The organism is Mammaliicoccus sp. J-M41 (genome assembly GCF_022385935.1).
Lineage (GTDB): Bacteria > Bacillota > Bacilli > Staphylococcales > Staphylococcaceae > Mammaliicoccus > Mammaliicoccus sciuri_A.
In genome coordinates this window covers 133105-159156 of sequence record NZ_JAJNIR010000001.1, presented here as the reverse complement: position 1 = coordinate 159156, position 26052 = coordinate 133105, and the positions used below count along the sequence as shown (strand labels likewise).

28 protein-coding genes are annotated in these 26052 nt (G+C 30.6%); 21 read left to right on the top strand and 7 right to left on the bottom strand.

Annotated features, from left to right (window positions below; genetic code table 11):
- Positions 1 to 11 precede the first annotated feature (11 nt).
- Positions 12 to 1559, bottom strand: a complete 1548-nt coding sequence (locus LQ686_RS00895) for a solute symporter family protein (protein WP_103361997.1) — start codon at positions 1557 to 1559, stop codon at positions 12 to 14.
- Positions 1556 to 1867, bottom strand: coding sequence for a DUF485 domain-containing protein (locus LQ686_RS00890; RefSeq protein ID WP_025906865.1), 312 nt, complete (start codon positions 1865 to 1867; stop codon positions 1556 to 1558). The genes LQ686_RS00895 and LQ686_RS00890 overlap by 4 nt, the downstream gene beginning before the upstream one ends.
- Positions 1868 to 2128: 261 nt before the next feature.
- Between LQ686_RS00890 and LQ686_RS00885 the strand changes: the two genes are divergently transcribed.
- The 3 genes from LQ686_RS00885 to gmpC are packed head-to-tail and all read left to right on the top strand — an operon-like array spanning position 2129 to position 4677.
- Complete coding sequence (locus LQ686_RS00885) at positions 2129 to 3148, top strand: methionine ABC transporter ATP-binding protein (protein ID WP_239733110.1); 1020 nt, start codon at positions 2129 to 2131, stop codon at positions 3146 to 3148.
- On the top strand, positions 3148 to 3807 hold the full coding sequence (locus tag LQ686_RS00880) for a methionine ABC transporter permease (RefSeq protein ID WP_025906863.1): 660 nt from the start codon (positions 3148 to 3150) through the stop codon (positions 3805 to 3807). The genes LQ686_RS00885 and LQ686_RS00880 overlap by 1 nt, the downstream gene beginning before the upstream one ends.
- 27 nt (positions 3808 to 3834) lie before the next feature.
- Positions 3835 to 4677, top strand: coding sequence for a dipeptide ABC transporter glycylmethionine-binding lipoprotein (gene gmpC, locus LQ686_RS00875; protein ID WP_025906862.1), 843 nt, complete (start codon positions 3835 to 3837; stop codon positions 4675 to 4677).
- Positions 4678 to 4717: 40 nt separating this feature from the next.
- On the opposite strand, the gene LQ686_RS00870 is transcribed toward gmpC, so the two are convergent.
- The 3 genes from LQ686_RS00870 to LQ686_RS00860 all read right to left on the bottom strand — a co-directional run bounded on the left by LQ686_RS00870 (position 4718) and on the right by LQ686_RS00860 (position 7344).
- Positions 4718 to 6019: a cation:dicarboxylate symporter family transporter gene (locus tag LQ686_RS00870; protein ID WP_239733109.1), complete on the bottom strand. Its 1302-nt coding sequence runs from the start codon at positions 6017 to 6019 to the stop codon at positions 4718 to 4720.
- 220 nt (positions 6020 to 6239) lie between these two features.
- Entirely contained in the window at positions 6240 to 6638 is a 399-nt protein-coding gene (locus tag LQ686_RS00865; RefSeq protein ID WP_103361998.1) for a DUF4870 domain-containing protein, read from the bottom strand.
- Between the two features lie 145 nt (positions 6639 to 6783).
- A complete protein-coding gene (locus tag LQ686_RS00860; protein WP_119475367.1) occupies positions 6784 to 7344 on the bottom strand; it encodes a CHAP domain-containing protein in 561 nt (186 codons plus the stop codon).
- A gap of 379 nt (positions 7345 to 7723) precedes the next feature.
- Here LQ686_RS00860 and nhaC point away from each other — a divergent pair, with 379 nt between their 5' ends.
- Complete coding sequence (gene nhaC / locus LQ686_RS00855; RefSeq protein ID WP_103361999.1) at positions 7724 to 9124, top strand: Na+/H+ antiporter NhaC; 1401 nt, start codon at positions 7724 to 7726, stop codon at positions 9122 to 9124.
- 45 nt (positions 9125 to 9169) lie between these two features.
- On the opposite strand, the gene LQ686_RS00850 is transcribed toward nhaC, so the two are convergent.
- Entirely contained in the window at positions 9170 to 9949 is a 780-nt protein-coding gene (locus tag LQ686_RS00850) for a CHAP domain-containing protein (RefSeq protein ID WP_025906857.1), read from the bottom strand.
- 489 nt (positions 9950 to 10438) lie between these two features.
- On the opposite strand from LQ686_RS00850, the gene LQ686_RS00845 reads away from it, so the two are divergent.
- From LQ686_RS00845 to LQ686_RS00770, 16 genes are all read left to right on the top strand, one after another.
- Positions 10439 to 11947, top strand: coding sequence for a helix-turn-helix domain-containing protein (locus LQ686_RS00845; protein ID WP_107572889.1), 1509 nt, complete (start codon positions 10439 to 10441; stop codon positions 11945 to 11947).
- Between the two features lie 97 nt (positions 11948 to 12044).
- The gene (locus tag LQ686_RS00840; protein ID WP_107590389.1) at positions 12045 to 12446 is read left to right on the top strand and encodes a hypothetical protein; all 402 of its coding nucleotides are present in this window, start codon (positions 12045 to 12047) and stop codon (positions 12444 to 12446) included.
- 14 nt (positions 12447 to 12460) lie between these two features.
- Complete coding sequence (locus tag LQ686_RS00835; protein ID WP_103362002.1) at positions 12461 to 13207, top strand: transcriptional regulator, SarA/Rot family; 747 nt, start codon at positions 12461 to 12463, stop codon at positions 13205 to 13207.
- 30 nt (positions 13208 to 13237) lie between these two features.
- Entirely contained in the window at positions 13238 to 13786 is a 549-nt protein-coding gene (locus tag LQ686_RS00830; protein WP_239733108.1) for a tubby C-terminal domain-like protein, read from the top strand.
- A gap of 26 nt (positions 13787 to 13812) precedes the next feature.
- On the top strand, positions 13813 to 14175 hold the full coding sequence (locus LQ686_RS00825) for a hypothetical protein (protein WP_103362004.1): 363 nt from the start codon (positions 13813 to 13815) through the stop codon (positions 14173 to 14175).
- Between the two features lie 128 nt (positions 14176 to 14303).
- Positions 14304 to 15356, top strand: a complete 1053-nt coding sequence (locus LQ686_RS00820) for an LLM class flavin-dependent oxidoreductase (RefSeq protein WP_107596667.1) — start codon at positions 14304 to 14306, stop codon at positions 15354 to 15356.
- The gene (locus LQ686_RS00815; RefSeq protein WP_025906850.1) at positions 15356 to 15709 is read left to right on the top strand and encodes a DoxX family protein; all 354 of its coding nucleotides are present in this window, start codon (positions 15356 to 15358) and stop codon (positions 15707 to 15709) included. The genes LQ686_RS00820 and LQ686_RS00815 overlap by 1 nt, the downstream gene beginning before the upstream one ends.
- A 419-nt stretch (positions 15710 to 16128) precedes the next feature.
- The gene (locus tag LQ686_RS00810) at positions 16129 to 16266 is read left to right on the top strand and encodes a hypothetical protein (RefSeq protein WP_232151781.1); all 138 of its coding nucleotides are present in this window, start codon (positions 16129 to 16131) and stop codon (positions 16264 to 16266) included.
- Positions 16259 to 16483, top strand: a complete 225-nt coding sequence (locus tag LQ686_RS00805; RefSeq protein ID WP_311405042.1) for a transcriptional regulator, SarA/Rot family — start codon at positions 16259 to 16261, stop codon at positions 16481 to 16483. Before LQ686_RS00810 ends, LQ686_RS00805 begins: the two co-directional genes overlap by 8 nt.
- 147 nt (positions 16484 to 16630) lie before the next feature.
- A complete protein-coding gene (locus LQ686_RS00800; protein ID WP_103362005.1) occupies positions 16631 to 17239 on the top strand; it encodes a C39 family peptidase in 609 nt (202 codons plus the stop codon).
- Between the two features lie 77 nt (positions 17240 to 17316).
- Positions 17317 to 18816: a DUF6583 family protein gene (locus tag LQ686_RS00795; RefSeq protein ID WP_119475075.1), complete on the top strand. Its 1500-nt coding sequence runs from the start codon at positions 17317 to 17319 to the stop codon at positions 18814 to 18816.
- An 18-nt stretch (positions 18817 to 18834) separates the two neighbouring features.
- Entirely contained in the window at positions 18835 to 20001 is a 1167-nt protein-coding gene (locus LQ686_RS00790) for an ABC transporter permease (protein ID WP_103362007.1), read from the top strand.
- The gene (locus LQ686_RS00785) at positions 19998 to 20918 is read left to right on the top strand and encodes an ABC transporter permease (protein WP_103362008.1); all 921 of its coding nucleotides are present in this window, start codon (positions 19998 to 20000) and stop codon (positions 20916 to 20918) included. The genes LQ686_RS00790 and LQ686_RS00785 overlap by 4 nt, the downstream gene beginning before the upstream one ends.
- An 11-nt stretch (positions 20919 to 20929) precedes the next feature.
- On the top strand, positions 20930 to 21598 hold the full coding sequence (locus tag LQ686_RS00780) for an ABC transporter ATP-binding protein (protein ID WP_103362009.1): 669 nt from the start codon (positions 20930 to 20932) through the stop codon (positions 21596 to 21598).
- A gap of 192 nt (positions 21599 to 21790) precedes the next feature.
- On the top strand, positions 21791 to 23182 hold the full coding sequence (locus tag LQ686_RS00775) for an L-cystine transporter (protein ID WP_107565179.1): 1392 nt from the start codon (positions 21791 to 21793) through the stop codon (positions 23180 to 23182).
- 144 nt (positions 23183 to 23326) lie between these two features.
- Positions 23327 to 24496 (top strand): acyl-CoA dehydrogenase family protein, encoded by a 1170-nt coding sequence (locus LQ686_RS00770; protein ID WP_103362011.1) that lies wholly within the window; start codon positions 23327 to 23329, stop codon positions 24494 to 24496.
- 47 nt (positions 24497 to 24543) lie between these two features.
- On the opposite strand, the gene LQ686_RS00765 is transcribed toward LQ686_RS00770, so the two are convergent.
- A complete protein-coding gene (locus LQ686_RS00765) occupies positions 24544 to 25482 on the bottom strand; it encodes an EamA family transporter (protein ID WP_103362012.1) in 939 nt (312 codons plus the stop codon).
- Between the two features lie 158 nt (positions 25483 to 25640).
- Here LQ686_RS00765 and LQ686_RS00760 point away from each other — a divergent pair, with 158 nt between their 5' ends.
- The gene (locus tag LQ686_RS00760) at positions 25641 to 26015 is read left to right on the top strand and encodes a YbaN family protein (protein ID WP_107565180.1); all 375 of its coding nucleotides are present in this window, start codon (positions 25641 to 25643) and stop codon (positions 26013 to 26015) included.
- Positions 26016 to 26052 lie beyond the last annotated feature (37 nt).

Here is a 26052-nt window from a genome sequence, read left to right as displayed (position 1 = left end):
CTATCGAATTTTTAATGTGTTATATCTGAAGTTGATATACCAGTTGCAGATTTAACTTGGACTTCTTGGAATTTATCATGTGATTCTGATTTACCTAGGAATGTTCCTAAAAATGCACCAATAAAGCCTGCTGGTACTGATATGATTGCAGGGTTTGATAATGGGAATATTGGCGACATTGTTATAAATGCTGTTCCTGCTGGATTCATGACATTTGGACTTAAAATAACGAGTATAAGTGACACCATTAAGCCGACAGCGATTCCTGTGATGGCACCGTGTGTGTTAAATCTCTTCCAAAATATCGTAAATACAATGACAGGTAAGTTAGCACTTGCTGCGACACAAAATGCTAATGATACTAAGAATGCTACGTTTAAATTTTGAGCAAATAAGGCTAATATAATGGATACAACTGAAACGGTTAATGAAGCTAATTTTGCTGCTTTCATCTGTTCACGTTCGCTTATTTTACCTTTTTTAATAACTTGCCCGTAAATATCATGTGCGAATGCAGACGCGCCTGTTAATACTAAACCTGCTACTACTGCTAAAATCGTCGCAAATGCTACGGCAGAAACGAATGACATTAAGAAATCTCCACCTAATTTTGCTGCTAATAATGGAGCTGCCATATTACCTGCAGGGTTAGCTGCAATAATTTCTTCACGTGTTAATAATGCTGCTGCACCAAATCCAAGGAAGATTGTTAAAATGTAGAAGATACCGATAATCCATGTTGCCCACATTACAGAAGATCTTGCTGTTTTAGCATCTTTAACTGTAAAGAATCGCATCAATATGTGTGGTAACCCAGCTGTACCAAACAGTAACGCAATAATTAATGAGATGTTATCTAACGGTGGTTTACCTTGTGAACCTGGATTAATAAATTCACCTTTGAAATCAGATGACTTAATGTTATGCATTTCACCAAACATCGTAGAAAGATTGAAGTCAAAATGTAATAACACTAAAAATGAAATAATTACAGTACCAATCATAAGTAATACAGCTTTAACCATTTGTACCCAGCTTGTTGCTGTCATACCACCAAATAATACGTAAATAGTCATCATTATACCAACTAGAATAACAGCGAGCGTATAAGGTATACCAAATAGTAATTGAATAAGTGCACCTGCACCAACGAGTTGTGCAAGCATATAGAATATAACTATTGTAATAGAAGAAACTGCAGCCATAGCTCTTACTTTTTTTAATTCAAATCGTGCTGCAATCATATCTGCTAAAGTATATTTACCAAGGTTTCTTAACGGCTCAGCTACGATGTATAACACAATAAGATAAGCTGTTAAATAACCAATACTATAGAAGAAACCATCAAACCCCCATAATGCGATGGCACCTGCTATACCTAAAAATGAAGCGGCTGATAAATAATCACCTGCAATTGCCAAACCATTTTGCCAACCTGTTAAGCCACCACCAGCAGTGTAGAAGTCATTTGCTGATTGTGTTCTTTTAGATGCAAAATATGTAATAAACAATGTGATCCCGACAAATATTAAAAACATAACGACGACGATTACATTCATAAGTTTTGCTCCTCTCTATATGCTTTTAATAGTTCCTCAGCATCTTTATCAAAAGATTTTGCTTTTCGCATGTACAAAGTGACAAGTGTCCAAACCATAATGAATAATAATAAAGCGTAAATCCATGCCCATGAGATATTCCAAAATGCAATATTATTCAAGATGTTTGTATAACCAGTCAACACTGGGAATAGGAGTGTTGCCAAAATAAAGAATATAGAGATAGGAAATATAAAATTATTTCTTTTTTTCAGAAGTTCTTTAAACTTTGGATCTGCTGCTAAACGCTTGAAATCATGCTCTGCCATACTCATAACCCCCTTATTTATAGATGTAAAAATACATCTTAATTCTCATTTTATTTGTTGTTCACAAAATTGTCAATAATTTATTGATAGCGCTTACATTAATAAAAATTCATTAAGAAAATGTTAATCAATCATTAAAGAGAAAAAATACAATCCAGATAAATGAATATTTAGAAAAATTTGATTATAAGTATTGACGATAAATGGAAACACCCATATAATTCTTATCATATTAATAAGAATTCGGAAGGGATAAATAAGATGATTGAATTTAAAAATGTAAATAAAATTTTCCAGCAAAAGAATTCTAAAATCCAAGCTTTAAAAGATGTCAGTTTTAAAGTCGAAGAACAAGATATTTTTGGCGTAATTGGATATAGTGGTGCAGGAAAAAGTACGTTAATAAGACTTGTTAATGCTTTGGAAGAGAAAACAACGGGAGAGGTCATTGTTAATGGCCATGACATCAATCAATATTCAAAGAAAGAATTACAAAGTGTTAAGAAGAATATCGGTATGATATTTCAACATTTCAATCTATTAAATTCTAAGACAGTATTTAATAATGTTGCGATGCCGCTTATTTTGCAAGGTACAAGTAAAGAAAAAATTAAAGCCAAAGTTGATGAACTATTAAAGTTTGTTGGTCTAGAGGATAAAGGAAAGCAATATCCTAATGAACTATCTGGAGAACAAAAGCAAAGAGTGGCTATTGCACGAGCACTCGTGACAGATCCTAAAATATTATTATGTGACGAAGCAACAAGTGCACTTGACCCGGCAACGACAGATTCTATATTGAAATTATTAAAAAATGTCAATGAAGAATTTGGAGTCACAATTCTACTGATTACACATGAAATGAGTGTGATACAGAAGATTTGTAACAAAGTCGCAGTGATGGAAAATGGTAGAGTAATCGAAATTGGACCGGTATTAGATGTCTTCAGCCATCCTAAAACAGCAACAGCCAAGAATTTTGTATCTACAGTTATTACAACAGATATATCAGATAATTTAAGAAAATTAATACCAACTGATCATCATGCAACAGACATTAAATTATATATAGATGGAGAGAAAGTGACACAATCCATCATCAATGACTTAATTACAAAATATCAAGTTCAAATTAATATCTTGTTTGCTTCAATGTCAGATATTCAAGGCACACCAGTAGGGTACTTAACGTTACGTTTGAAAGGTGACGACAGTGCAATTAGAAGAAGCTTTGCCCATTTAGATTCATTAAATATAGAATTTGAGGAGGTTGGTGCATAATGTTCGGATCATCATTAGATTCTTCACTATTGTTAGATTCTATATATCAAACTTTATACATGGTAACTGTGTCACTTGTATTAGGTGCATTAATTGGTATTCCATTAGGCATTTTGTTAGTGATTACTAGAAAAAACGGTATATGGGAAAATGTCATCATTTATTATTTACTCAATCCAATTATTAATATATTCAGATCTTTACCTTTCATTATATTATTAATTGCGATCGTACCTTTTACGAAATTAATTGTAGGTACTTCTATAGGTACATCTGCAGCAATTGTACCACTGACTGTTTATGTTGCACCTTACATAGCAAGATTAGTTGAAAACTCATTATTAGAAGTTAATTCTGGTGTTATTGAAGCTGCACATTCAATGGGTGCTTCACCCATTCAAATTATTAGATATTTCTTATTACCAGAAGCACTAGGATCATTAATCTTAGCATTAACGACTTCAATTATTGGTTTAATTGGTGCTACTGCAATGGCCGGGGCAGTTGGTGGAGGCGGAATAGGTGACTTAGCACTTGCATACGGCTATCAAAGATTTGATACAATCGTCATCGTTATCACCGTTATTATACTTGTTATTATGGTACAAGTTATTCAATCTCTAGGTAATGTCTTATCTAGATTAGTACGCAGAAGTTAAATATTTTAATATAAAGGAGCAATTTAAATGAAGAAAGTCTTAACATTATTAGTAGCATTAGTATTATTACTCGCAGCATGTGGAGATAAGAAAGACGATAAGAAAGTCACAATTGGTATCGCATCAAATGACACAGCAGTTTGGGACAAAGTTAAAGAATTAGCTAAAAAAGATGGTATTGAAGTTGAAATCAAACAGTTTTCAGACTACAATGTTCCAAATAAAGCTTTATCAGACGGAGATATTGATTTAAATGCCTTCCAACATTTCGCATTTTTAGATCAATTTAAGAAAGCAAATAAAGGTACAGATATTACTCCTATTAGAACGACAGTGCTTGCGCCATTAGGCATATACTCTAAAGAATTGAAAGATGTTAAAGATTTAAAAAATGGTGCTAAAGTTGTAATTCCAAATGATGTTTCAAACCAAGCAAGAGCGTTAAAATTATTAGAAAAAGCAGGTTACATTAAATTAGATAAGAACTTCGGTTTAAGTGGTGGACCTAAAGACATAGTTGAAAATAAAAAGAATTTAAACATTAAAGCAGTAGATGCACAACAAACAGCGAGAGCATTAGATGAAGTGGATATTGCTGTTATCAATAATGGTGTAGCTTCAAAAGCTGGATTAGATCCTAAAAAAGATCCTATTTTCTTAGAAGATCCAGATGCTAATGCAGCTAAACCTTATATCAACTTTATCGCAGCAAATACGAAAGACAAAGATAATAAAACATACAAGAAAATTGCGAAATTATATCATTCAGAAGAAGCTAAAGATGCTTTAAAAGAAGATACGAAAGATGGAGAAATTGTTGTTGATTTAAAACAAGATGAAATTAAAGAAATTGTGGATTCACTTAAATAAATTAAAAAAAGATTCGGCTCCCCTTAGCCGAATCTTTTTTTTATGCTTTTTTTAATGTTTTTAAATATTCTTGACCTTTTTCATGGTCATATTTGTTTTCCCATTTAGAGATAACAATTGTTGATAACGCGTTACCTACAACATTGACACATGTTCTAGTCATATCTAATAGTCTGTCTATACCGATAATTAATGCAAGTCCTTCTGGATTTAATCCCATAGACCCTAATGTTGTAATAAGAACAACTATAGAAGTACCAGGTACAGCTGCCATACCTTTAGATGTAATCATTAATGTAAACATTAATATTAACTGTTCAACAAGCGTTAAATGAACACCATACATCTGAGCAACAAATAATGCTGCGATTGATTGATATAAAGCTGATCCATCAAGGTTAAATGTATATCCTGTTGGTACAACAAATGAAACAACATCTTTTGGTGCACCGAACTTTTCCATTTTTTCCATTACTGATGGTAGAACCGTTTCTGAACTTGAAGTTGAGAACGCTAACAATAAGTCGTCTTTTAATATGCGAATAATAGAGAATACGCTGATACCACAAATTTTTGCGACAATCCCTAATACAACAATAATAAAGAATACCATTGCACCTACAACAACAGCTAATAACTTAACTAATGGAATTAAAGCAGATAATCCAAATGTCATAATCGTTACACAGATAAAAGCAAATACACCGTATGGCGCTAATCTTAATATTCTATGTATCATCCAGAATACAGCTTCTAATGTTCCGCTTAATACATCTTTAACTGGTTGACCTTTTTCACCAACAGCAGCGATTGCTAATCCGAAGAATACTGCAAAGAATATAATAGGTAGTAATTCTCCAGCTGTTAAAGCTTCAAATATATTTGTAGGTATGATGCCAACTATTGTATCTATCATGTGATTACCATAAGTAGATTTTTCTGCAGCATCAGCAGTTTGTTCATATTTAGAAATATCACCTTTAGGTAATTTGTTTGCGTCTATACCTAATCCAGGTTTGAATAAGTTTCCGAATATAATGCCCAACCCAATTGCAATTGTCGTGATGATTTCAAAGTATAAAATCGTTTTCCAACCATATCTACCAACTGTATGCATATCACCAACGTTTGAAATTGATAATGCTAATGAACAGAATACAATTGGAATAACAATCATTTTAATAAGGTTTAAAAAGATATCTCCAATAGGTCGAATGAATTTAATTAAATGGTCTTGTCCGTGTAAAAAGTATCCTACTACAATACCTAATACTAAAGCGATTAATATTTGTGTCGGTAAGCTTATATATCTTCTTCTCGGTTTTTTAATTTTTTGATCCAAAAAAACTCCTCCTTTAAAGCACTGTAGTGATAAAGTACAAAAAAAATTATGCCTTTCCATAAAAATGGAACTGCACAAATAACGTTTAAAAAGGGGATTCATAAAATACGTCACTCTTAAGATTATAAGAGTATACGTCATTCTATCACGAAATTTAATTTTAGTATTTAATCAGTTTTACTATAAAAAAGGAAAATAACACTTTCAAAAATTGAAAGTGTTATTTGATCATACGAATTGATAATGGTGGTAAATAAGTTTCTCCATTGTATGCTTTGATAGCACCGATAACCGTAAAGATAAAAGCTAAAATAGCTAATATTGGTAATATAATAAAGCCTACTAATACTAAACATAATAGGGTACCAACGATTCCCCAAATCGTATATGAAATAAAGAAATTCAAATAATCTTTACCAATTCTATCAACGAATGGAGAGTTCTCTCTTTTAATTAACCAAATGATAAGTGGCGCAAAGAATGAAGCAAAGAAACTTGTTAAGTATATAAGCATACCGAATAATCTATCATCATCAGTTGTATCTAAGTGTTGTGATACATCTTCATATGTCGAATGTGTTGTAGTTTGTTGAAATGGATTTTGTTCGTTTTCACTCATGTATAATCCCTCCTAACTTAATTCAAGTATACATTTTTTTACCGATGCCGCCAATCAATAATATAAATTAATTATTTTATAAACAAAAAAGGAGATCTAGACAATGATATGTCCAGTCTCCTTTTTAAATGATATTCAATTAATCTTAGTGAATGTAGTTGTAAGAACCAGCTTCTGAAGCTGAGATTGTACGAGTTGATACAACACCTTCACCTTGGTAGTTCATTTCTGAAACTTCAACGCTACCGTCAGAGTTTACATTTTCAACGTATGCTACGTGACCGTAAGCACCAGCTGTTGATTGTAAGATTGAACCTTTTTTAGGTGTGTTATTTACAGTGTAACCATCTGCTGCTGCATTAGCTGCCCATTGGTTAGCATTTCCCCAAGTTGAGCTAATTGGTTCTCCAGCTGCTTGTCTTTTATCAAATACATAATAAGTACATTGTCCAGCAGTGTATAAGTTAGCTGATGAACTTGTAGTTTGAGTTGCTGTTTGTGTTACTGAAGAAGTAAATGATTGACTCATGTTTGAAGTGTTGTAATTTTGGCTATAGTTATTAGTATAGTTAAAGTTTTGAGTTTGAGTTTGGTTTTGAACTGGAGCTTGAGCGTTATCCAAAGTATCTGCTGAAGCTTCACCATTTCCAATTATTGTTGTTGCTAATCCCGTAGATAATACTGCGAATGCTGTTAATTTTTTCATTATAAATAATCCTCCGTAAATTTCGTATATGTTTTAAATTTAAATTTTAGTTTTGTTTGTGTCGTTTTCCGACGACAAATAATACTTTAACAGAAGTTTTTATGTTTGTGTGTGTTTTCATACAGTTGTTACTTAATCATAATCAGATACAATATTTTAGTAATATTTATGACCAATTATGACAAACAGTAATATAGAAAATATACCGATAATATAAGGTTTTACGGTGAATTTTTAGAAAATTAATGTCATTTTCTTGTAATATTTATGTTAAGGATTAAAACATTGAAAAAGAGTAGTTAGCAAATTATTTGCGACTACTTTTTTCATATATAAAATAATATGGTTAGTTTTCTAAGTATATTGAAGGGGGCATTATATGAAGAGATTACCAACTTTATTTGAAGCAATTTCTACGATTTTATTTATGGGGCTAGTCGTATTGATTGGTTTTGGGATTCTACATTATCCAATTCAACCTTTATTAATTATTGCAGCGGTTTATGCGAGCTTTATAGCCATTAGAGTAGGCTTAACTTGGGAAGACTTACAAGATGGTATTACAAAGAGGTTAGCAACTGCAATGCCAGCCATATACATAATATTTGCAGTCGGTATTTTAATAGGTACGTGGATGTATTCAGGCACTGTACCTGCTTTAATTTATTATGGTTTAGAAACGATCAATCCGACATACTTTTTAGTAACTGCATTTGTCATAACAGCCGTTACATCTGTCGCTACAGGTACTGCATGGGGATCAGTTGGGACTGCTGGCATAGCGTTAATGGCGATTGCCAATGAAATGAATATTCCGATAGGTATGGTTGCAGGTGTTGTAATAGCAGGTGGTGTGTTTGGAGATAAAATGTCACCACTTTCTGATACGACAAATTTAGCTGCATTAGTAACAAAAGTAAATATCTTTAAGCATATCCAACATATGATGTGGACGACAATACCTGCATCAATTATTGGGCTTATTGTATGGTTTATAGCAGGCTTACAATTTGATGCTAAAAATGTAGAAAGCAAAAGAATAAATGAATTGCTGAGTAATATTGATACAGCTTTTAATTTAAACTTTTGGGTATGGGTACCAGTCATTGTTATCGTCTTAGGTATTAGTATAGGAAAACCTACTGTACCGATGATGTTATTATCTAGTTTAGTCGCAATGTTTGTAGGTGTGTTTAATAATGGATTTGAAATTGTAGATGCATTTAATGTAACGATGCAAGGTTTTAATATCAATATGACAGGCTTATCTGAAAATGATGCATCAAGTTCAATGATAGAACTGTTAAAACGTGGTGGCATTATGAGTATGACTGAAATTGTTGTAACGATTTTCTGTGGTTATGCATTTGCGGGTATTGTAGAAGCATCCGGTAGTTTAAAAGTTATTTTAACGACAATATCTAGTAAAGTTTCTAAAGATTCACATTTGATATTAGTTACGATAGCTGGAAGTTTAATTCTTGTATTTGCAGCTGGTGTTGCATCTGTCGTGATTATTATGATAGGTGTATTGTTAATGGACATGTATAATGAACGTAATTTAGATCGTGTGAACTTATCAAGAACGCTAGAAGATTGTGGAACAATGGTGTTGCCATTTATCCCTTGGGGTACTTCAGGTATATACTATCGTGATTTATTGGGTGTTTCGTTAGGAGAATTCTTCTGGTGGACTGTACCATGTTATTTATGTGTGTTCTTTGCAGCATTTTATGGTATAACAGGTATCGGTATTAAAAAAGTAAAAACAAATGCATAAAAAAAGAGCAATCGCAATGATTGCTCTTTTTTATTTATATTCATCTTAGTGAATGTAGTTGTAAGAACCAGCTGCTGAAGCTGAGATAGTACGAGTTGAAACAACACCTACACCTTGGTAGTTCATTTCAGAAACTTGGATAGAACCGTCAGAGTTTACTTTATCAACGTAAGCTACGTGACCGTATCCACCAGCTGTAGTTTGTAATACTGAACCTGCAGATGGGTTGTTATTTACTGTGTAACCAGATTGTGCTGCTGCGTTAGCCCAGTTATTAGCATTTCCCCAAGTGCTACCTAAGTCAGGACGTTTGCTGAATGCATAGTAAGTACATTGTCCTGCAGTGTATAAGTTAGCTCCTCCACCAGTTGATGGGCGAGAAGTTGATGTAGTTGTAGTGCTTACATTTGAACTTGAGTTTGATGTAGTTGCTGTATGGTTGCTAGTTGATGGTGCTTGTGTAGTTGTTACACGAACATTGTTTTGGTTTGAAGATGTGTTATGAGAATCTCCTAAACCACCACCATTTGGCGCAGCATTGAATGCTGGTTGTGAATAATTTGTATTTGAAGCTGCTTCGTTATTTGAAGAAGCAGTGTTAGTTGCTACTTGTTGTTGAGCTTCGTAACCGTAATGAGAAGATGGATTCCAGTTACCTTCCCAAGTGTAGTGGTAGTTACCTTGTTGGTCAATTGTGTAATTGTAAGAATAAGAATATGGATCGTTTGGATTATATCCTTGTGTATTTTCTGCTGCATCTGCGTCATGTGCCATAAATGTTGCGATTCCTGCTGTTGCGATTGCTGCTGTTGCGATTTTCTTCATAATAAATAAATCCTCCTAGATAATTTAAAAATAATTTTTTCGTATATGTTTTATGTTTTTTTTCTAATAAGTTTTTTTCTTCGCTGTTAATCAACAAAACCTACTTTATCAGAAATTATTTAGTTTGTGTTGAATGTTAAAACTTTGTAATTTAATTTAAATATCTAAAGATTTCATGTAATAATTCCGAACATTTTACACTGAATAAAGAACGTTATAATATCAACGTTTTTAAGCACTTTTAAGTATTGAACTCGATTCTTTGTTACACGTTTGTAATATTTAAGACATAATAAAATAATTGACTTTGGATAATAATACGAAAAATTATATCAAATAAACAAAAGAATATTGCATCTAAAGGATTAAAATAAGTACAAAACTTCATAATAAAAAGTCAAGAATAAAGTATTTTTAGTAATATTTGTTGAATTATAATTATCATGAATAGTAAATAAAGATGTTTCATAAGGAATTGAGGTGTTTGACATGTTATATGATAGTAATTTAAAAATTTACCAACCTTTAAATATTCAATCTGATTTTAATATGGGTTTATTACTACTATTTATAATAGAAGGAAGTAGTAAGATTTATATCAATGGAAAAAGAAAAATATATCAAGCAAATGATATTGTAATCATTAATGATTTGGAACATTATCGTATTTATTCTAATGAAGATACCGTTATAGCCACTTTGTATTTATCCAGATGTGAACTTGATTATTTCTTTCAATTTGAGAAAAAGTACTATATTGATGTAGATAAACTTGATAACAGTGTTCTTAAGTATTTTATGAATAAGGTGCTCGCCAATTACATTAAATATAAAAATGACATGGATACAAATGTGTTTAATACAATCAAGCAATTTATGATGACATTACGATTATATAGAATTGTAGATGAAGATCATGATTATTATTTAAACAACGATATACATAAAGCTATCAATTATATGCATGACCATTATAAAGAGAAATTATATATTGCTGAAGTTGCGACGAATTGTATTTTATCAGTGAGATGGTTTTCAGAAAATCTAGAAGAAATAACAGATATGAAATTTAGAGAACTTAGAAAAAGTATTCGTTTATCATATGCGATATTTGACTTAATCTATTCAAAAAAATCTATTACACAAATTGCAGGGGATAATGGATTTGCGTATGAATCAAATTTTATAACGAGTTTTAGAGATAAGTATCATATAACACCAGCAAAATATCGAAAGCAACTCACGAATGATCAGTATTACCCATTTAATAATAAACGGACAAACCTTATTGAAAATTTAAATAAGATATCTCATCGACTGAAAGATTTAACAAATAATGTTGCAGATTATATTAGTTTAGATATTCATTTAGATGATCAATTAACATCAAAGCTCCCAACATCTAATTTACTAATATATATCAGAAATATCGAAACATTAACTAATAATTTTCAGCAATCAAAGTTATTAACGATGAGAAAAGAAATTGGGCAATACGGTTTAATGTTTTCGCATCACTTAATTAATGAACTTTTAAACGAATCAAATTTTGAAAGTAATAGATTGATGCATCAAATGTTTTCTTTCTCATTAGAACACCAATTTGAGATTTCATTTGAAATAAATTTATCTAGAAATGAAAATTTAGAAGTGTTTGCAGATAGATTTAAGCGACTATTAAATTATTTAATTGATTGCACGTACTATTATGGACAGAGGCAGTTTCATTTCTATTTAAATATGACATATTACCAATATAATCACGTTTATAAAATGATAAATGAAACATTGAAAGATTCAAAAGTAACATTAATTTTGAATGATTACGATAAATACTTAGCTAATCAAATGACACATATAATAGATGGAAATAACCAAATTGCATGCAAAGTTTACCATGAATTAGTCTCCGACAGAGAAATAACTACTATATTAAAGAATAATTCTTCGTTAAATATCTTATATCAACCGACAATCCCTAATCGAATCACTTATTGAAACATTTAAATGGTGTTTAGAGTATAAGCAAAGAATTTCAATTATTATAGATGATACTTGGATTGATAGTATGATACCTTCACAGAGCAGTCACCTTATGATCAAAGAATTACAATTAAATAAAGAAAGTCAGTATCAGTTATTTGAATTAATATTAACTTTAAAAAGATTAAGAGGAAATATCGTGTTTTTTAATGACAATATTCTAGTTACGCATTATTTAAATGAATATCAGCTATTAATCTTTCCAAATAATAAACTATTTAATAAGCTGCATCAAAAACTAAATATTACTGGATTGAACATTGAGGATATTGAGTATAGAATTCACGATATTCGTATTAAACGTAATAAGCCAATTAATCAGCAATTTAATGAGGAAACTGGTAATAAGATAAATACAATAAATTTTGATAAAGAATCAAGAAAATTAGTAATAGATTATGATTCTTCAGCTGATGTCATTAAGCATATCTATATAAAACAAAAAATAAAATAAGGTGGTATTGAGCTATGACTGAATATAAGAACGAATTATTGAAATTAAATTATTTGAATTTTCAAGTGAAGAAAATACTAAAGAAAAATTGCGCATTAAATATTTATCATTTAAAGATTTTGAAATTTATTAATGATAATCAAAAGAGAAGAAAATATACAGCTTTAGATTTTAAAGAAGTACTTCGTATTAATCAAACGATGTTAACACATGTCATATCCTATTTACATGATTTGAATTATTATAAAAAAGAACGATTAAAGCAAGATGAGAGAAAAATTATTATAATAGTAGAAACTCGTCACAAAACGAAAATATCTCAATTAATTAATCAAATAGAAATAGATTTTCAGCATAATTTAAATGAGATTTCTACAGATTTAAATACGGACTATTTCGTTGATTATGCGATAGAAATTAATCGTGTGATGAGTGATATACATTTTAATATCAATCATCAATATAAAATGAATATCGATCAATTTATGATTTTATTATTTATAGAGATGTCTCATAACGGGTGTCGAACACTAGAAGATATTAAAGATCAGTTTGGATGGGATTTAGTAAAAATCAATAAATCCATAAAAGTACTTGTAAAATTAAACTATCTTGATAAAGAAAGGTCTAAAACTGATGAAAGAATTGCATTAGTTTCCATTAAGAAGGATAAAGAAAAGTTAATTAAATTAATGATAGAAAATGTACTGAAATTACAAAATGTTAAAGATGGTGAACAAAATTTAGCTATGGTAGAATGAGCATAATAACAGCTCATTCAGGAGGTTAATATGTCACATTATCATTTCAAAGAAAACTTTTTCGGTGCATCAACAAAACCAATAGAAGTCTATGATGAACACAATAATCCTGCATTTAATCTAAGCTTATATTATACATCCACTAGACAAGAAACATTTGCGTTATTAGGGAGAAAGAAACATAATTTTATGATTGAATTTGAAGGTGGCACTTTTAAAGTGTTACAAGAAAGATCGATAGAAGGAAAGTTAAAGACACCTTTTAAAACTGTTTGGGAAGTATTTAAGAACGATACTAAAATAGGTACATTCGAAACAAAAATTGGATTTAAACCGAGAATAATATTTAATGGTGAGAAAAACGATACTTTATTGTTTGAATCAGGGTTTATATCTAGATCTGTAAAAGTCACAGATGAAGCAAATAATTTAGTCATGGAGACTAAGTCTGAAAGATTTAAAATTGCATCCAATCATAATATTGATATTGTTAATTCAAAATATCATCCTGCAATGTTAATCATGCTATTCCAAGTATTTTTTGAGTATCAGGAATATCAAAGAAGTAAATCTAATTAATTGATAAATGAAGGGGATCGTTTACGTTGTTTAAATTTTTTAAGAAAGAACAACTGAGTCAAAATATCACGCATGAAATATCTGAAGTGAAAGGCATGACCATTGTTGATGCGTATTATATACAAGATGATCAAGTTGAATTATATAAACAAGACCGTGAAAGATATAGTGATGCATTAATTTATATTTTAAGTCAATATTTTTCAGACGTCGATAGAATGTTTGAAGGTAGTGATGATGGTGAAGCAATTGTTGCATTTCAAAATGGAGAACCTAAAAAGTGTATTTATTTAAATCCAGAAACAATCGATCAGTTAAGGATTTATGAACAAGAGATGCCTTTAAAACAGTCTATTATCAAGTTATGCAATTTAGAACATAATCATTAAAAAGAAAAATAGCACATAAACTTCTGCAGAAGTTTATGTGCTATTTTTTATTTTGATTAATATTATTGACAAATGGAGAATTAGTACTATAATTATATCTAGTATAATAATTATATCGAGGTGAGAGCATGAAATTTGAATTAGGATTATCATCATTTGCTGAAATCTCTCCAATTAATGGTGTGGACAAACCTTTCCCTGCACACGAAAGAATTAATCAAATTGTTGAAGAAATTAAGCTAGCTGATCAAGTAGGATTAGATGTTTATGGATTAGGGGAGCATCATAGAGAAGATTATGCAGTATCAGATCCAGTTACAGTGTTAGCAGCTGCGGCTAGTCAAACTAAAAATATTAGATTGTCATCAGCTGTAACAGTATTATCATCTGACGATCCTGTTAGGGTCTATCAAAGATTCGCTACATTAGATGCGATTAGTAATGGTAGAGCAGAAATTATGGCAGGTAGAGGTTCATTTATTGAGTCATTTCCACTCTTCGGATACGACTTAAAAGATTACGATTTACTATATAAAGAAAAATTAGATTTATTAATGCAAATTAATGAAAATGAAACCGTAACTTGGCAAGGACAAACAAGAGCGGCAATTGATCATTTAAAAGTATTTCCAAGAGCAGTTCAAGATAAATTGCCTATTTGGTTAGCAACTGGAGGAAATCCAGAATCTTCTATGAGAGCAGGAAAATTGGGATTACCTATCACTTATGCTATTATAGGAGGGGCGCCAAGTCGTTTTAAACGTAATGTGGCAATGTACAAAGCTGTTGCTGAATCAAATGGTTTTGATACATCTAAATTACCTGTAGCGACACACTCATGGGGTTACATTGCTGAAACTGATGAAAAAGCTATGGAAGAATATTATCCATCAAGTGCATATGTTATAAATCAATTAGGCCGAGAACGTGGATGGCCACCATATTCAATGGGAAAATTCGAACAAGAAATTGTTCATGGTGCATTGTTTGTTGGAAGTCCTGAAACAGTTGCAGCTAAAATTATTAAACTGCATGAAGATTTAGGTATTAATCGATTTATGTTACATTTACCAGTAGGCTCTATGCCGCATGAAAAAGTATTAAAATCTATTCAACTATTAGGTGAACAAGTTAAACCGATTGTAGATGAATATATGAAAAATAAGGAGGAAATTAAGTAATGTTAAGATATTTATTAAATGTATATGTAGGTAAACAAATTTTTGATTCAAGTCAACCAAAAGTGAAAGATGACGACGGTATGGCTCAACAATTCGAAGAAGGATTCGGCCTTTCAAGAAATGCTATGAAATTAGCTGGTGGACTTGAACTAGTAGGTTCAATCTTCTTATTCTTAAGTGCTTGCAACAAATCTTTATCAAGATTAGGTTCAGTACTTGTAGGTTCTGTTATGACAGTTGCAGCATATAAACACTATGAAGCTGGACATGGCTTTAAAGGTGCTAAACATGCTTTAACACTTTTAGGTTTATCTGCATTAAGTTTCGTTGATACATTAGGTAAGAAAAAATAATATACAATCTTTAAATCTGGTACATTTTGATGTGCCAGATTTTTTTGTTTATTTCAAAATGATGCAAATACAAAAGAAAAATCATAATCTTTAATATTATATATTATTCAATTTATGACAGGAATTCTTTATATTTAAAAAGTAATAAACTTTTAAAAATTCTTAAATACAAACTATGTACATGGGTGATTTTTTTTGTAAATTGAACGCTGTAGAGATTGATATAAAAGGGTTTATATGAAAAACAAAAATGTTGAAAAGTCAATATTTGAAAATTTATTAAATGTTTTTAAAAGTCATTATAAAATAATAAATATTATTAAATCATTGTGTTGAAAGGGAAAATGCTATAGATACTAAAGATTGCACAATATACCAATTCAACAATTTATTAAATTATTTTGAGGAGTTGATTTGCAATGGAATCAGTATCGGTACCAATCAGAAATATCGTTGAATTAGTTGTTACAACTAAGAAGTCTAAAGATTATGTCGCAAATATCAAAAGTCAATTTGCACTCTCGTTCGAAGAAATATATATTTTAGTTTATATATAGAGGCGAGAAAGATTGTTACAACGTTAAAGATATCATTAAACAATCTAAATTTAAGCCGTACTATATTTCAAAAGCCGTACAAAACTTAAAAGAAAAAGGGCTTATTTCTAAGAAAAGAAATGATCAGGATGAGAGAACTGTCGCTATTCAAGTATCTAAAATTCAACATAAAAAGATAAAAAAATTATTAATGGAAATTGAAGCTGAAATACTATAATAATATCGAGAAGCGGGATAAAGAAATCTTTTTAGTAAAAGATGCTCTGTCCCGCTTTCTTATACTATGTAGTGAAATGTTAAATGATATATTATATGTATAAACAAATGTATTTATTTAAGAAGATATCGTAAAAGGAGAACCTTTATGGGCATAATTTTAAATGTTAAACCGAAAAGTCAATTATTTCCTATACCAATGGTTATGGGGTGTGAAGGTACGGCAAGTTCGATGCTGCTTAATTACTATAATAAAGATATTAATGCAACGACTATTATGAGAAAGTGGCCAACACATTCAGATAACCCAGAAAAGGGATATGTAGGCAATCATTTTCTAATCAAATTTGGCCATCATCAAACTATTTTTCCGAATGTACTTGCAGAATTTCTAAATAGATATGATTCAGAAATTATTGATGGTACGGGTACTGAACTTGAAGATCTAGAGAAGATAATTGATAAAAGTCATCCGGTTGTAATATATCATACGACATTAGGAGCTAAACCGATTCGCAAAATTTTTAAAATCGGTGATAAAGGTAAATCCTATGTTACTAATATCCATGTAACTTTATTAATTGGATATGATGATGAGTATTACTATTATATAGATCCTTTATGGAAGCAAATATTGGGGTATGCATATATACCAGCATTATGGCCATCCAAATATCAAATTATCAAAATGAAAAAAAATAAAATGAATATGAGTTATAATACGCCAGGAAAAATGTGTATTTACAAAAAAATATAATTATTTTTAAAATATTATGTCATAATGTTGTAACATTTGTTATGATATGGTTATAAATTTTAAAAAGAGGTGTTTAAATGTCTACTAAATTAAAGTTACTAATTATAGGAATTGTAGTAGCCTTTCTTGCAATAGTAGGAATTGGTGGCGCAGCAACATATTATTTTCTAACAAATACGCCAAAGAATACATATTTATTAAGTGAACAAGAATCAGCAAAATCTTGGAAAGAATACTTTAACGACAGATTTGAAAACGAAACTGAATTCCAAGATAAAATGAAAGATGAATCTTATAAAACATCATTCAAATTTGGAGCAGAAGTATCAGATTCATTAGTTTCTCAATTAGGCATACCAAAGTCAGTTATCGACTCAACGAATATTGTCTTTAATGTTGGGCATGATCCTAAAGCGAAAAACTCTAAATTAGGTATTGAACCTACAATTGCAGACAACAAGATTGGTAACTTCCAATGGAGTGCAGACAAAAATAATCAATATTTAGAAACACCATTATTTAAAGACATATATAAAGTAAAAAATAATGAAATTAAAAAAGGAATCGAAAAAGCTACTGGTGAATCATTAGATTCAACAGATGGACAAGAAATCACAAATGATTCTTTAAATTTAAATACGATCTTATCAAGCTCTCAAATCTCTCAAGATCAAATCGACAAAATCTCAAAAAGATATAGTGACTTATTTGTTGATCAATTAGATGATGATAACTTTGAAAAAGACAAAGAAAAAGTTAAGATTTTTGATGATGAAAAAGAATTGAAAAAAGTAACAATGAACTTAAGTGAAAAAGATACTAAGAAAATCGTTGTAGCAATTCTTGAAGAAGCTAAAAAAGATGAAGATATTAAAAACATTGTAGAAAAACAAGGTAATGTAAAAGAGTACGATAAAGAAATTAAAGATTTATTGAAAAAAGCTAAAGATGAAGATGTAAAGAATTATCCTAAAGTGAAATCTATCATTTACGTAGACGGTAAAGAAATCTTGAAACGTGACTTAACAATTACAAATAAAGATAATGAAAAAGTTAGAATACAAGGTACAAATGTGATCGATGATGGCGTTCAAGTAGATTATAAAGTATCAGCACCAGGTGAAGACGGTGGACTTACACTTAAAGGTAAATCAACTGGTAAAGATGAAATTAGCGATAAGTATGATTTAGAAATCAATGAAAATTCATACTCTACAACAACATTAAAATTAGATAATAAATCTAAAGTTGATGGAGACAAACGTACAGATAAAGGTAAAGTGACGATTGCACCATCTAGCGGTCAAAGCTTCGATTTAAATTACGACCATAATTTAACAACAGACACTAAAAACAATCAACAAAAACAAAAATTAAATGTTGATTTCGATGTGAATGGTGAAAATATTAAATTAATTATGGATGGTAAAACTGAACTGAAAAAAGACATTAAATTCAAGAAAGATGGCGCGATTGACTTTAATACATTATCAGATTCAGAAGTTGATGATTTAACAAAAGAAATAGAAGATAAGCTACAAGATTTAGGAGAAGATCTTGCAAAAGATATTCAATAATTAGAGAGGAGTGGTTATATGTCGACAATAAAATTGTTCAACATATACCACTCTTTTTTAATTAAAAAGTGGTATTTGATTGCATATATTTTATTATTATTTTTAGCTGTGTTGGCCGTTATGATTGGGGTTAACCAAGTAAACGAAAAAGATCAGGCGTTTACGATTGGAATCGTAGATAAAGACCAATCTAAAGAAACAAAGTTAATTTTAAATGCGATAGGCGATGGGCAATCACTCGGAAATGATTTGTCTATTAAACATTATAATGAAGAGAAAGCACGACAACTATTATCAAAAAAGAAAATAGATGGCTACTTTGTCTTTAAAGATGGCATGACAAAAGCATTTTATAAAAATGGTGAGTTACCAATAGTTGTGAATACATATGATAAACAATCAGTTGAAAGTATTATTATTTTACAGCTAACAGATTCGGTCTATAGCCGTTTAATGTTGTCGATGGGGGGGGCTATGTCATATACATCTCTTTATCCTAGTGCATCCGAAAATGAATTGTTAACGATGATGACGGATATGTTATTTACTGGGTTAAATAGAAGCGGATCCTTTAATGATGAGCCTATCAAAGTATTTGATACGTTCGGCTATTACACAATTTCAACTTATTTTGTATCTATCTTTTTCTTTTTCTTTTCAATTTTTAGCATTTTAAAAATGAATCAAAAAGATGCATTAAAAGAACGATTAAGTATGTATCATTTCTCTTATGAAAAGTTAACAATTGTAAGAGGTGTGTTTAGTCTTTTCTATACAACGCTTTGGAGCATACTTGGTTTATGGGTCATCATACATTTTCTTAAACCAGAATTCGAAATGTATAATATTTGGCAAATTAGCTTAGATATTGCTTATTATTTAGTCATGATATTTTTAGTTTTTCTCTTTATTGATATTGCGTTTAGAAATATATTAAATTATTTGTTCAAAGTTTTATTAACGTTAGTAATATTATTGTTATCTGGTACTGTGATTCCAATCATTTATTTGAAAAGTTTGAGTGCAGGAATGATTGAGGCATTACCGTTTTCAATTGTTTTTAATCAACTAGTAGAATTACTTTTAAATAATTACATCATTGACACGCATCCAATGTATTATTGGCATTTAGGTATAATGTTTGTATTAGTGATCTCTGCTTTGTATTGGAGGTATCGCCGATGAAATCAATCTTTCATTTAGTTGTTAAAAAGCAATGGAAACAATATGTAACTTTAGTGGCATTGCTGTTAATAACAATATTGATCATTGTAGGTGTTCAAGCATCTAGCAATCAATTATTTAAAATGCCAATAGCTGTTCAAGATTTGGATGAATCTCAATCTTCAAAAGAGCTAGTGCACACTTTAGAGCAAACAAAATATTTAGAAGTTATACATTTATCAAAGAATGAGGCATATATTGATGATGTCATTCAAAAAAAGCAAGCAATCGTAAGCTTACAAATACCTGATGATTTTAGTGAACGGTTAAAAGAAAATCGTTTGCGTGATAGCATTCCGTTATATTACAAAGATGATTTCATTGGAGAAATTGCTTTAGAAGTGACGAGTAAAGCTTTATACAAACAACAAATACCCGTCATTATTGAAGATCATTTAAAGAAATCTAAACAAGATGTATCGATGCAAAAAATTAAAAAAGCGTATATTAAAAATACACCTCACTCTAAAATGGAACACCATGCAGTTCAAAAACATTCAGATGTTTCGATTGGTGCAGCAGTATATGTTGCATTACTATTAATTGTAAGTTGTAGTCAAATTGTATTGCATCAACGACTGAAACAAAATGCTGCACTAGAGCGACTCATGATGTTTAGTGGAACCAAATTAAAATTATATACGTATTATATATTGAGTCATGTCATATTATTATTCGCGATTGTAGTTATCACGAGCTTACTATTATCATGGTCATTAAGCATCGTATTTTATTTAGTCTTATTGATGACATTGATTATATATGAAAGTGTCTTAAGCATATTCTTATTTAAAATAAATACGCTTAGTCATAAATTATTTATGTCTATCATATGGTCTATCGCAATAAGTTGTCTTTATTTGTTTTTTCAAGTTTAGGAGGTGTATACATGATTACAATAGAGCATTTATCAAAGAAGTATAAAGATAAAAAAATTTTCCATGACTTTAATACAACATTTAAAGATAAAACACTTACTGTATTATTAGGGGAAAATGGTGCAGGTAAGTCGACATTACTAAGAATGATTACAGCATTAGAAAATCCAGATAGCGGGGATATCCGTTATTTTGGAAAAAAGTTAAACAATAAAAAAATCAAAGAAATCATAGGTTATATACCTCAAGACATTGCATTATTTGAACATATGACAGTAAATGAAAATATAGAATTTTTTAAAGCATTAAATAAACAACCTATATCTTCAGAACTAATAGAAGATTATTGTAATCAGTTAAATTTATATGAAAGAAAAGCAAAAATCTCTTCTCTTTCTGGTGGTACAAAACGTAAAGTTAATTTATTAATCGGACTGCTCGGAAATCCAAGTATATTAATTTTAGATGAACCAACAGTAGGCATTGATTTGAAATCCAGATTTGATATTCATAAATTGTTAAACCATTTAAAAACAACAAGACTCATTATATTAACAACTCACCATTTAGATGAAGTCGAAAGCTTAGCAGATGAAATTAAGTTAATCGGTAAAGATCCATTCTATAGAAATATCTTAACCGATAAATCTTGGACATTTGAAGACAGTCTTGTATTGTGAAGAAGCCAACCGTAATTCAAAAAATCATCATAATTTAAAACATACTAAGATTATTGTAACAATGATCTTAGTATGTTTTTTCGATTATATTTATCTGAAATTTTAGAATAAGAAAAACGTATTGCAAAACATATTTTTAAAGTGTATTCTTATTTAATGTATCGGAATTAAATGTTTTTGGGAGGTCCTTTAATGGAAACACTTTGGGTAGTCATTAATATTATTGTTTTCTTATTATTTATTGGTTTATTAGGTTATTTAAATAAGAAACATGTAAAGTTCTCTAAACGTGTTCTTATTGGTTTAGGAATAGGGATTGTGTTTGGTTTAGCTTTACATCTTATTTACGGTGTAGATTCTAAAGTAACAGAGTCGACAGCTTCATGGTTTGATATTGTAGGTACTGGTTATGTAAAACTATTACAAATGATCGTTATGCCACTTATCTTTATATCAATTGTTTCAGCATTTACTAAAATAACAATTGGTCAAAACTTTGCTAAAGCTGGTGCTTGGATATTTACATTCTTATTAGGAACGGTTGCTGTTGCAGCTTTAGTTGGTATTATTTATGCGATGCTATTCAATTTAGATGCATCACAAATAGATTTAGGTAGTGTGGAAAATAGTCGTGGTCAAGAAATAGAACAAACTTCTAAAGATATGGCGGCTAATAATTTACCATCACAAATTCTTGAATTGTTACCTGCAAATCCTTTCTTAGATTTCACAGGTGCTAGAGGTACTTCAACAATTGCGATTGTTATATTTGCCGGATTTGTTGGATTTAGTTTCTTACGTGTGATGAGAAAAGAACCAGAAAAAGGTAACTTAATCAAAAGAGGTATTGATGCAATTTATGCCTTAGTTATGGGAATTGTTACTTTTGTATTAAGATTAACACCTTACGGGATTTTAGCGATTATGACTAAAACGGTGATGACAAGTAACTTTGAAGCAGTTTGGACATTAGGTAAGTTTGTTGTCGCATCTTATGCAGCATTAATTACAATGTTCATCATCCATTTAATCTTAGTATCTGTTGTTGGTTTAAACCCAGCTACTTATGTTAAAAAAGCTAGTGAAACGTTACTATTCGCGTTTACGTCTAGATCAAGTGCAGGAACGTTACCTTTAAATGTTCAAACACAAACAACTAGACTAGGTGTTCCAGAAGGTATTGCTAACTTTGCAGGTTCATTTGGTTTATCAATCGGACAAAATGGCTGTGCGGGCATATATCCAGCGATGTTAGCTATGATGATTGCACCAAGTGCAGGTATTGATATTGATTTACCGTTTATCTTATCTGTAATCGGCGTTGTAGTCATCAGTTCATTTGGTGTAGCAGGTGTAGGTGGCGGTGCGACATTTGCCGCTATACTCGTACTTTCAACATTGAATTTACCTATTGCTTTAGCAGGGGTATTAATTTCAGTTGAACCATTAATCGATATGGGTAGAACAGCATTGAATGTTAATGATTCAATGTTAGCAGGTACAGCTACTGCTAAAATTACAGGACAATTGGATGAAGAAAAATACAATGACCAAGACTTCAATGAACTTGGAGAGTCATATTAATTATTAATTTTATACAGGCACATACTGATACCAATCGTGAATTTCAGTATTGCCTGTTTTTTATAAAAACTTATTGGTATGCTCGGATATATATTGAAAGCAAATAAATACAATGATAAAGTGATATTAAGGAGTGTGGACACGATGAGTAGAGATTTATTTATTAAGAATGAATTCCAACAAAAATGGGTTAATAAAATAGAAAATCATAAAGCGTCATTACAAAAACACGCTGAAAAAAATGACTTAAATTCAGAATTTCCATATGAAAATATTAATTGGTTAATAGATGAAGGCTATACGAAAATTGTACTTCCTAAATCATATGGTGGTGAAGATGCGACACCAGAAGATATCATTTTATTCCAAGAAACACTAGGTAGAATTGATGGTGCGACGGCATTAGCCATTGGTTGGCATATGGGTGTAGTTGGTCAAATTTATCAAGAAAAATTATGGACGCAAGATTTATTAGATGAATTTGCTGAAGAAGTATTAAATGGTGCGATTGTTAATAGAGCTGTAAGTGAAGCGGAAACTGGCAGCCCAACTCGAGGCGCACGTCCAAGTACACATGCTGATCGTGATGGAGACCATTACATTATAAATGGTGTTAAGACATTTACAACAATGAGTCAAAGGTTAACGCATTTTCTTGTTGGTGCATATGTACCTGAAAAAGAAGCACTCGGTTTCTTTTTAATACCAAGAGAATCTGAAGGTTTATCAATAGCAGAGAACTGGAATATGGTAGGTATGCGTGCTACTGAAAGTCATGATTTAGTGTTAGATGATGTTAAAGTTCATGAGAAATACTTAGTAGAAGTTGTGAATGGTCCAAGAGGCAATAATATCAATCCATGGAATTTACATATTCCAGCAGTATACTTAGGTATTGGGCAAGCAGCACGAGATTATGCTGTTGATTTTGCGAATGAATATAGTCCAGGAAGTATCGATGGCGTGATTGCTGATATTCCAGCTGTTCAACAAAACATTGGTCAGATGGAATTAGAATTAACGACTGCAAGACATTATATATATAGTGTAATCAATAAATATTTAAATCCTTCTATAACAGATGCAGTTATAGATGTTGAATTAGGTGCAGCTAAACATGTTGTTGTTAATCACTCTATTAAAATTATTGATATAGCAATGAGAATTGTAGGTGCGAAAAGTCTACAAATGGAAAGACCGTTACAACGCTATTATAGAGATATAAGAGCTGGCTTACACAATCCACCGATGGATGATGTAACCATTACAAAATTAGCTAAAAAAGCTAGAGAAGAAAGAAGTAAACATCAATAAAAAGATTGGGATGGGACATAACATCATGTCTCAACCCAATTTTTTTATTATAATTGATCTGTTTGTATGACTTTTTTACGTTTTTTACGTCTTGGTTTCATGCCTACTGACATATATAATACGACAACCAAGATGACAATCATGCCGATAAGTTGCCACAATCCAAATGGTACTTTTAACCATAGAACTGAAGATATAACTGCTGTTACGGGTTCAAGCACACCAAATAATGCAGTTGTTTGAGGGCTAATATATTTCACGCTTTCTAAATACATCCAAAAAGCAAACATCGTTCCGAAAGTGATCACAAAGATGAAATAAATCACACCTTGAACATCTAATAAATGCCAAGGAAATGAGAAGTCTAAGTTGATAATTGAAAGTGCAATACCGCCGATAAACATTGACCAACCGATAACAACAAGAGATGGCCAATTTAAAAATAATTTAACAGCATATACAGTATAAAAAGCAGCTGCACAAGCTGTTAATAATCCCCATACGATAGCATTTGGGGGGACTGATAATGTGGCATAATCACCATTTGTTAGTAATAAGTTCGTTCCAAATAGTGAACACACAATAATGATGATATCTGTTATTCTAAATTTACTTTTTCTAGTGATCAGTAAATAAAGTAATATGACGACTGGTGCTAAAAATTGTAACAAAGTAGCGATGGCAACATTACCTTTATCAATGGTCGCCATAAAAGTGTATTGCACACCTAACATGCCGAATAAAGCATAGATGATCAATTGAAATAATGAATGTTTGACTCTAAATATATTTGTTAAAGGATGTTTCTGAATTAATTTTGCAATGAGCAAAAGAAAAAATCCACTTAATATTAATCTTTCTGCTACAAATAATGAAACGGGTAAATGATATTCTGTAAATAACTTTTCAGTAACCGTTCCACCTAATCCCCAAAAAGTAGCGCCAAGCATCACTAATAAAGTACCTTTTAGTTGTTTGTTTTGCACTTATAAGCCCCTCGATTCTAAAAGATGTTAATTAATTAATTAATTAATTAATTTTAGCATTTGATAAATTATTAAACAATAAGTTGAAATGTTTTACTTGCAATTTTATAATATGCGTTCTTATAATGAACATAATGAGTTAAAAGTGAGGTTTCCGCATGAAATTTGTATTAATATCAGTTGGTATACTTGCTACTATATTAGGATTTGCTGGCGCTGTATTGCCGTTATTACCTACAACACCCTTTATTTTATTAGCAGTATTTTGTTTTGCTAAAAGTTCAGATAAATTCCATAGTTGGTTAGTAAGCACAAAAGTTTATAAAGAATATGTAGAAGATTTTCAAAAATATAGAGGGTACACTTTAAAGAAAAAATTCGAAATGCTTATAAGTGTATATATCGTAGTAGGCTTTTCAATTTGGATGGTTGATCATTTCTATATTCGCATTGGTCTTTGCATCATGTTATTCTTCCAAACTGTTGTATTATTCACTTTTGTTAAAACTTTACCAAGTAAAAATAAATCATAATATTAAAATATCGATAAAATGACGTAACGTCTTTTAT

Coding starts and splice junctions, on each gene's coding strand:
- LQ686_RS00895 (WP_103361997.1), bottom strand. CDS start 1,559: ATGAATGTAATCGTCGTCGTTATGTTTTTAATATTTGTCGGGATCACA.
- LQ686_RS00890 (WP_025906865.1), bottom strand. CDS start 1,867: ATGGCAGAGCATGATTTCAAGCGTTTAGCAGCAGATCCAAAGTTTAAA.
- LQ686_RS00885 (WP_239733110.1), top strand. CDS start 2,129: ATGATTGAATTTAAAAATGTAAATAAAATTTTCCAGCAAAAGAATTCT.
- LQ686_RS00880 (WP_025906863.1), top strand. CDS start 3,148: ATGTTCGGATCATCATTAGATTCTTCACTATTGTTAGATTCTATATAT.
- gmpC (WP_025906862.1), top strand. CDS start 3,835: ATGAAGAAAGTCTTAACATTATTAGTAGCATTAGTATTATTACTCGCA.
- LQ686_RS00865 (WP_103361998.1), bottom strand. CDS start 6,638: ATGAGTGAAAACGAACAAAATCCATTTCAACAAACTACAACACATTCG.
- LQ686_RS00860 (WP_119475367.1), bottom strand. CDS start 7,344: ATGAAAAAATTAACAGCATTCGCAGTATTATCTACGGGATTAGCAACA.
- nhaC (WP_103361999.1), top strand. CDS start 7,724: ATGAAGAGATTACCAACTTTATTTGAAGCAATTTCTACGATTTTATTT.
- LQ686_RS00850 (WP_025906857.1), bottom strand. CDS start 9,949: ATGAAGAAAATCGCAACAGCAGCAATCGCAACAGCAGGAATCGCAACA.
- LQ686_RS00845 (WP_107572889.1), top strand. CDS start 10,439: ATGTTATATGATAGTAATTTAAAAATTTACCAACCTTTAAATATTCAA.
- LQ686_RS00840 (WP_107590389.1), top strand. CDS start 12,045: ATGATCAAAGAATTACAATTAAATAAAGAAAGTCAGTATCAGTTATTT.
- LQ686_RS00835 (WP_103362002.1), top strand. CDS start 12,461: ATGACTGAATATAAGAACGAATTATTGAAATTAAATTATTTGAATTTT.
- LQ686_RS00830 (WP_239733108.1), top strand. CDS start 13,238: ATGTCACATTATCATTTCAAAGAAAACTTTTTCGGTGCATCAACAAAA.
- LQ686_RS00820 (WP_107596667.1), top strand. CDS start 14,304: ATGAAATTTGAATTAGGATTATCATCATTTGCTGAAATCTCTCCAATT.
- LQ686_RS00815 (WP_025906850.1), top strand. CDS start 15,356: ATGTTAAGATATTTATTAAATGTATATGTAGGTAAACAAATTTTTGAT.
- LQ686_RS00810 (WP_232151781.1), top strand. CDS start 16,129: ATGGAATCAGTATCGGTACCAATCAGAAATATCGTTGAATTAGTTGTT.
- LQ686_RS00800 (WP_103362005.1), top strand. CDS start 16,631: ATGGGCATAATTTTAAATGTTAAACCGAAAAGTCAATTATTTCCTATA.
- LQ686_RS00795 (WP_119475075.1), top strand. CDS start 17,317: ATGTCTACTAAATTAAAGTTACTAATTATAGGAATTGTAGTAGCCTTT.
- LQ686_RS00790 (WP_103362007.1), top strand. CDS start 18,835: ATGTCGACAATAAAATTGTTCAACATATACCACTCTTTTTTAATTAAA.
- LQ686_RS00785 (WP_103362008.1), top strand. CDS start 19,998: ATGAAATCAATCTTTCATTTAGTTGTTAAAAAGCAATGGAAACAATAT.
- LQ686_RS00780 (WP_103362009.1), top strand. CDS start 20,930: ATGATTACAATAGAGCATTTATCAAAGAAGTATAAAGATAAAAAAATT.
- LQ686_RS00775 (WP_107565179.1), top strand. CDS start 21,791: ATGGAAACACTTTGGGTAGTCATTAATATTATTGTTTTCTTATTATTT.
- LQ686_RS00770 (WP_103362011.1), top strand. CDS start 23,327: ATGAGTAGAGATTTATTTATTAAGAATGAATTCCAACAAAAATGGGTT.
- LQ686_RS00760 (WP_107565180.1), top strand. CDS start 25,641: ATGAAATTTGTATTAATATCAGTTGGTATACTTGCTACTATATTAGGA.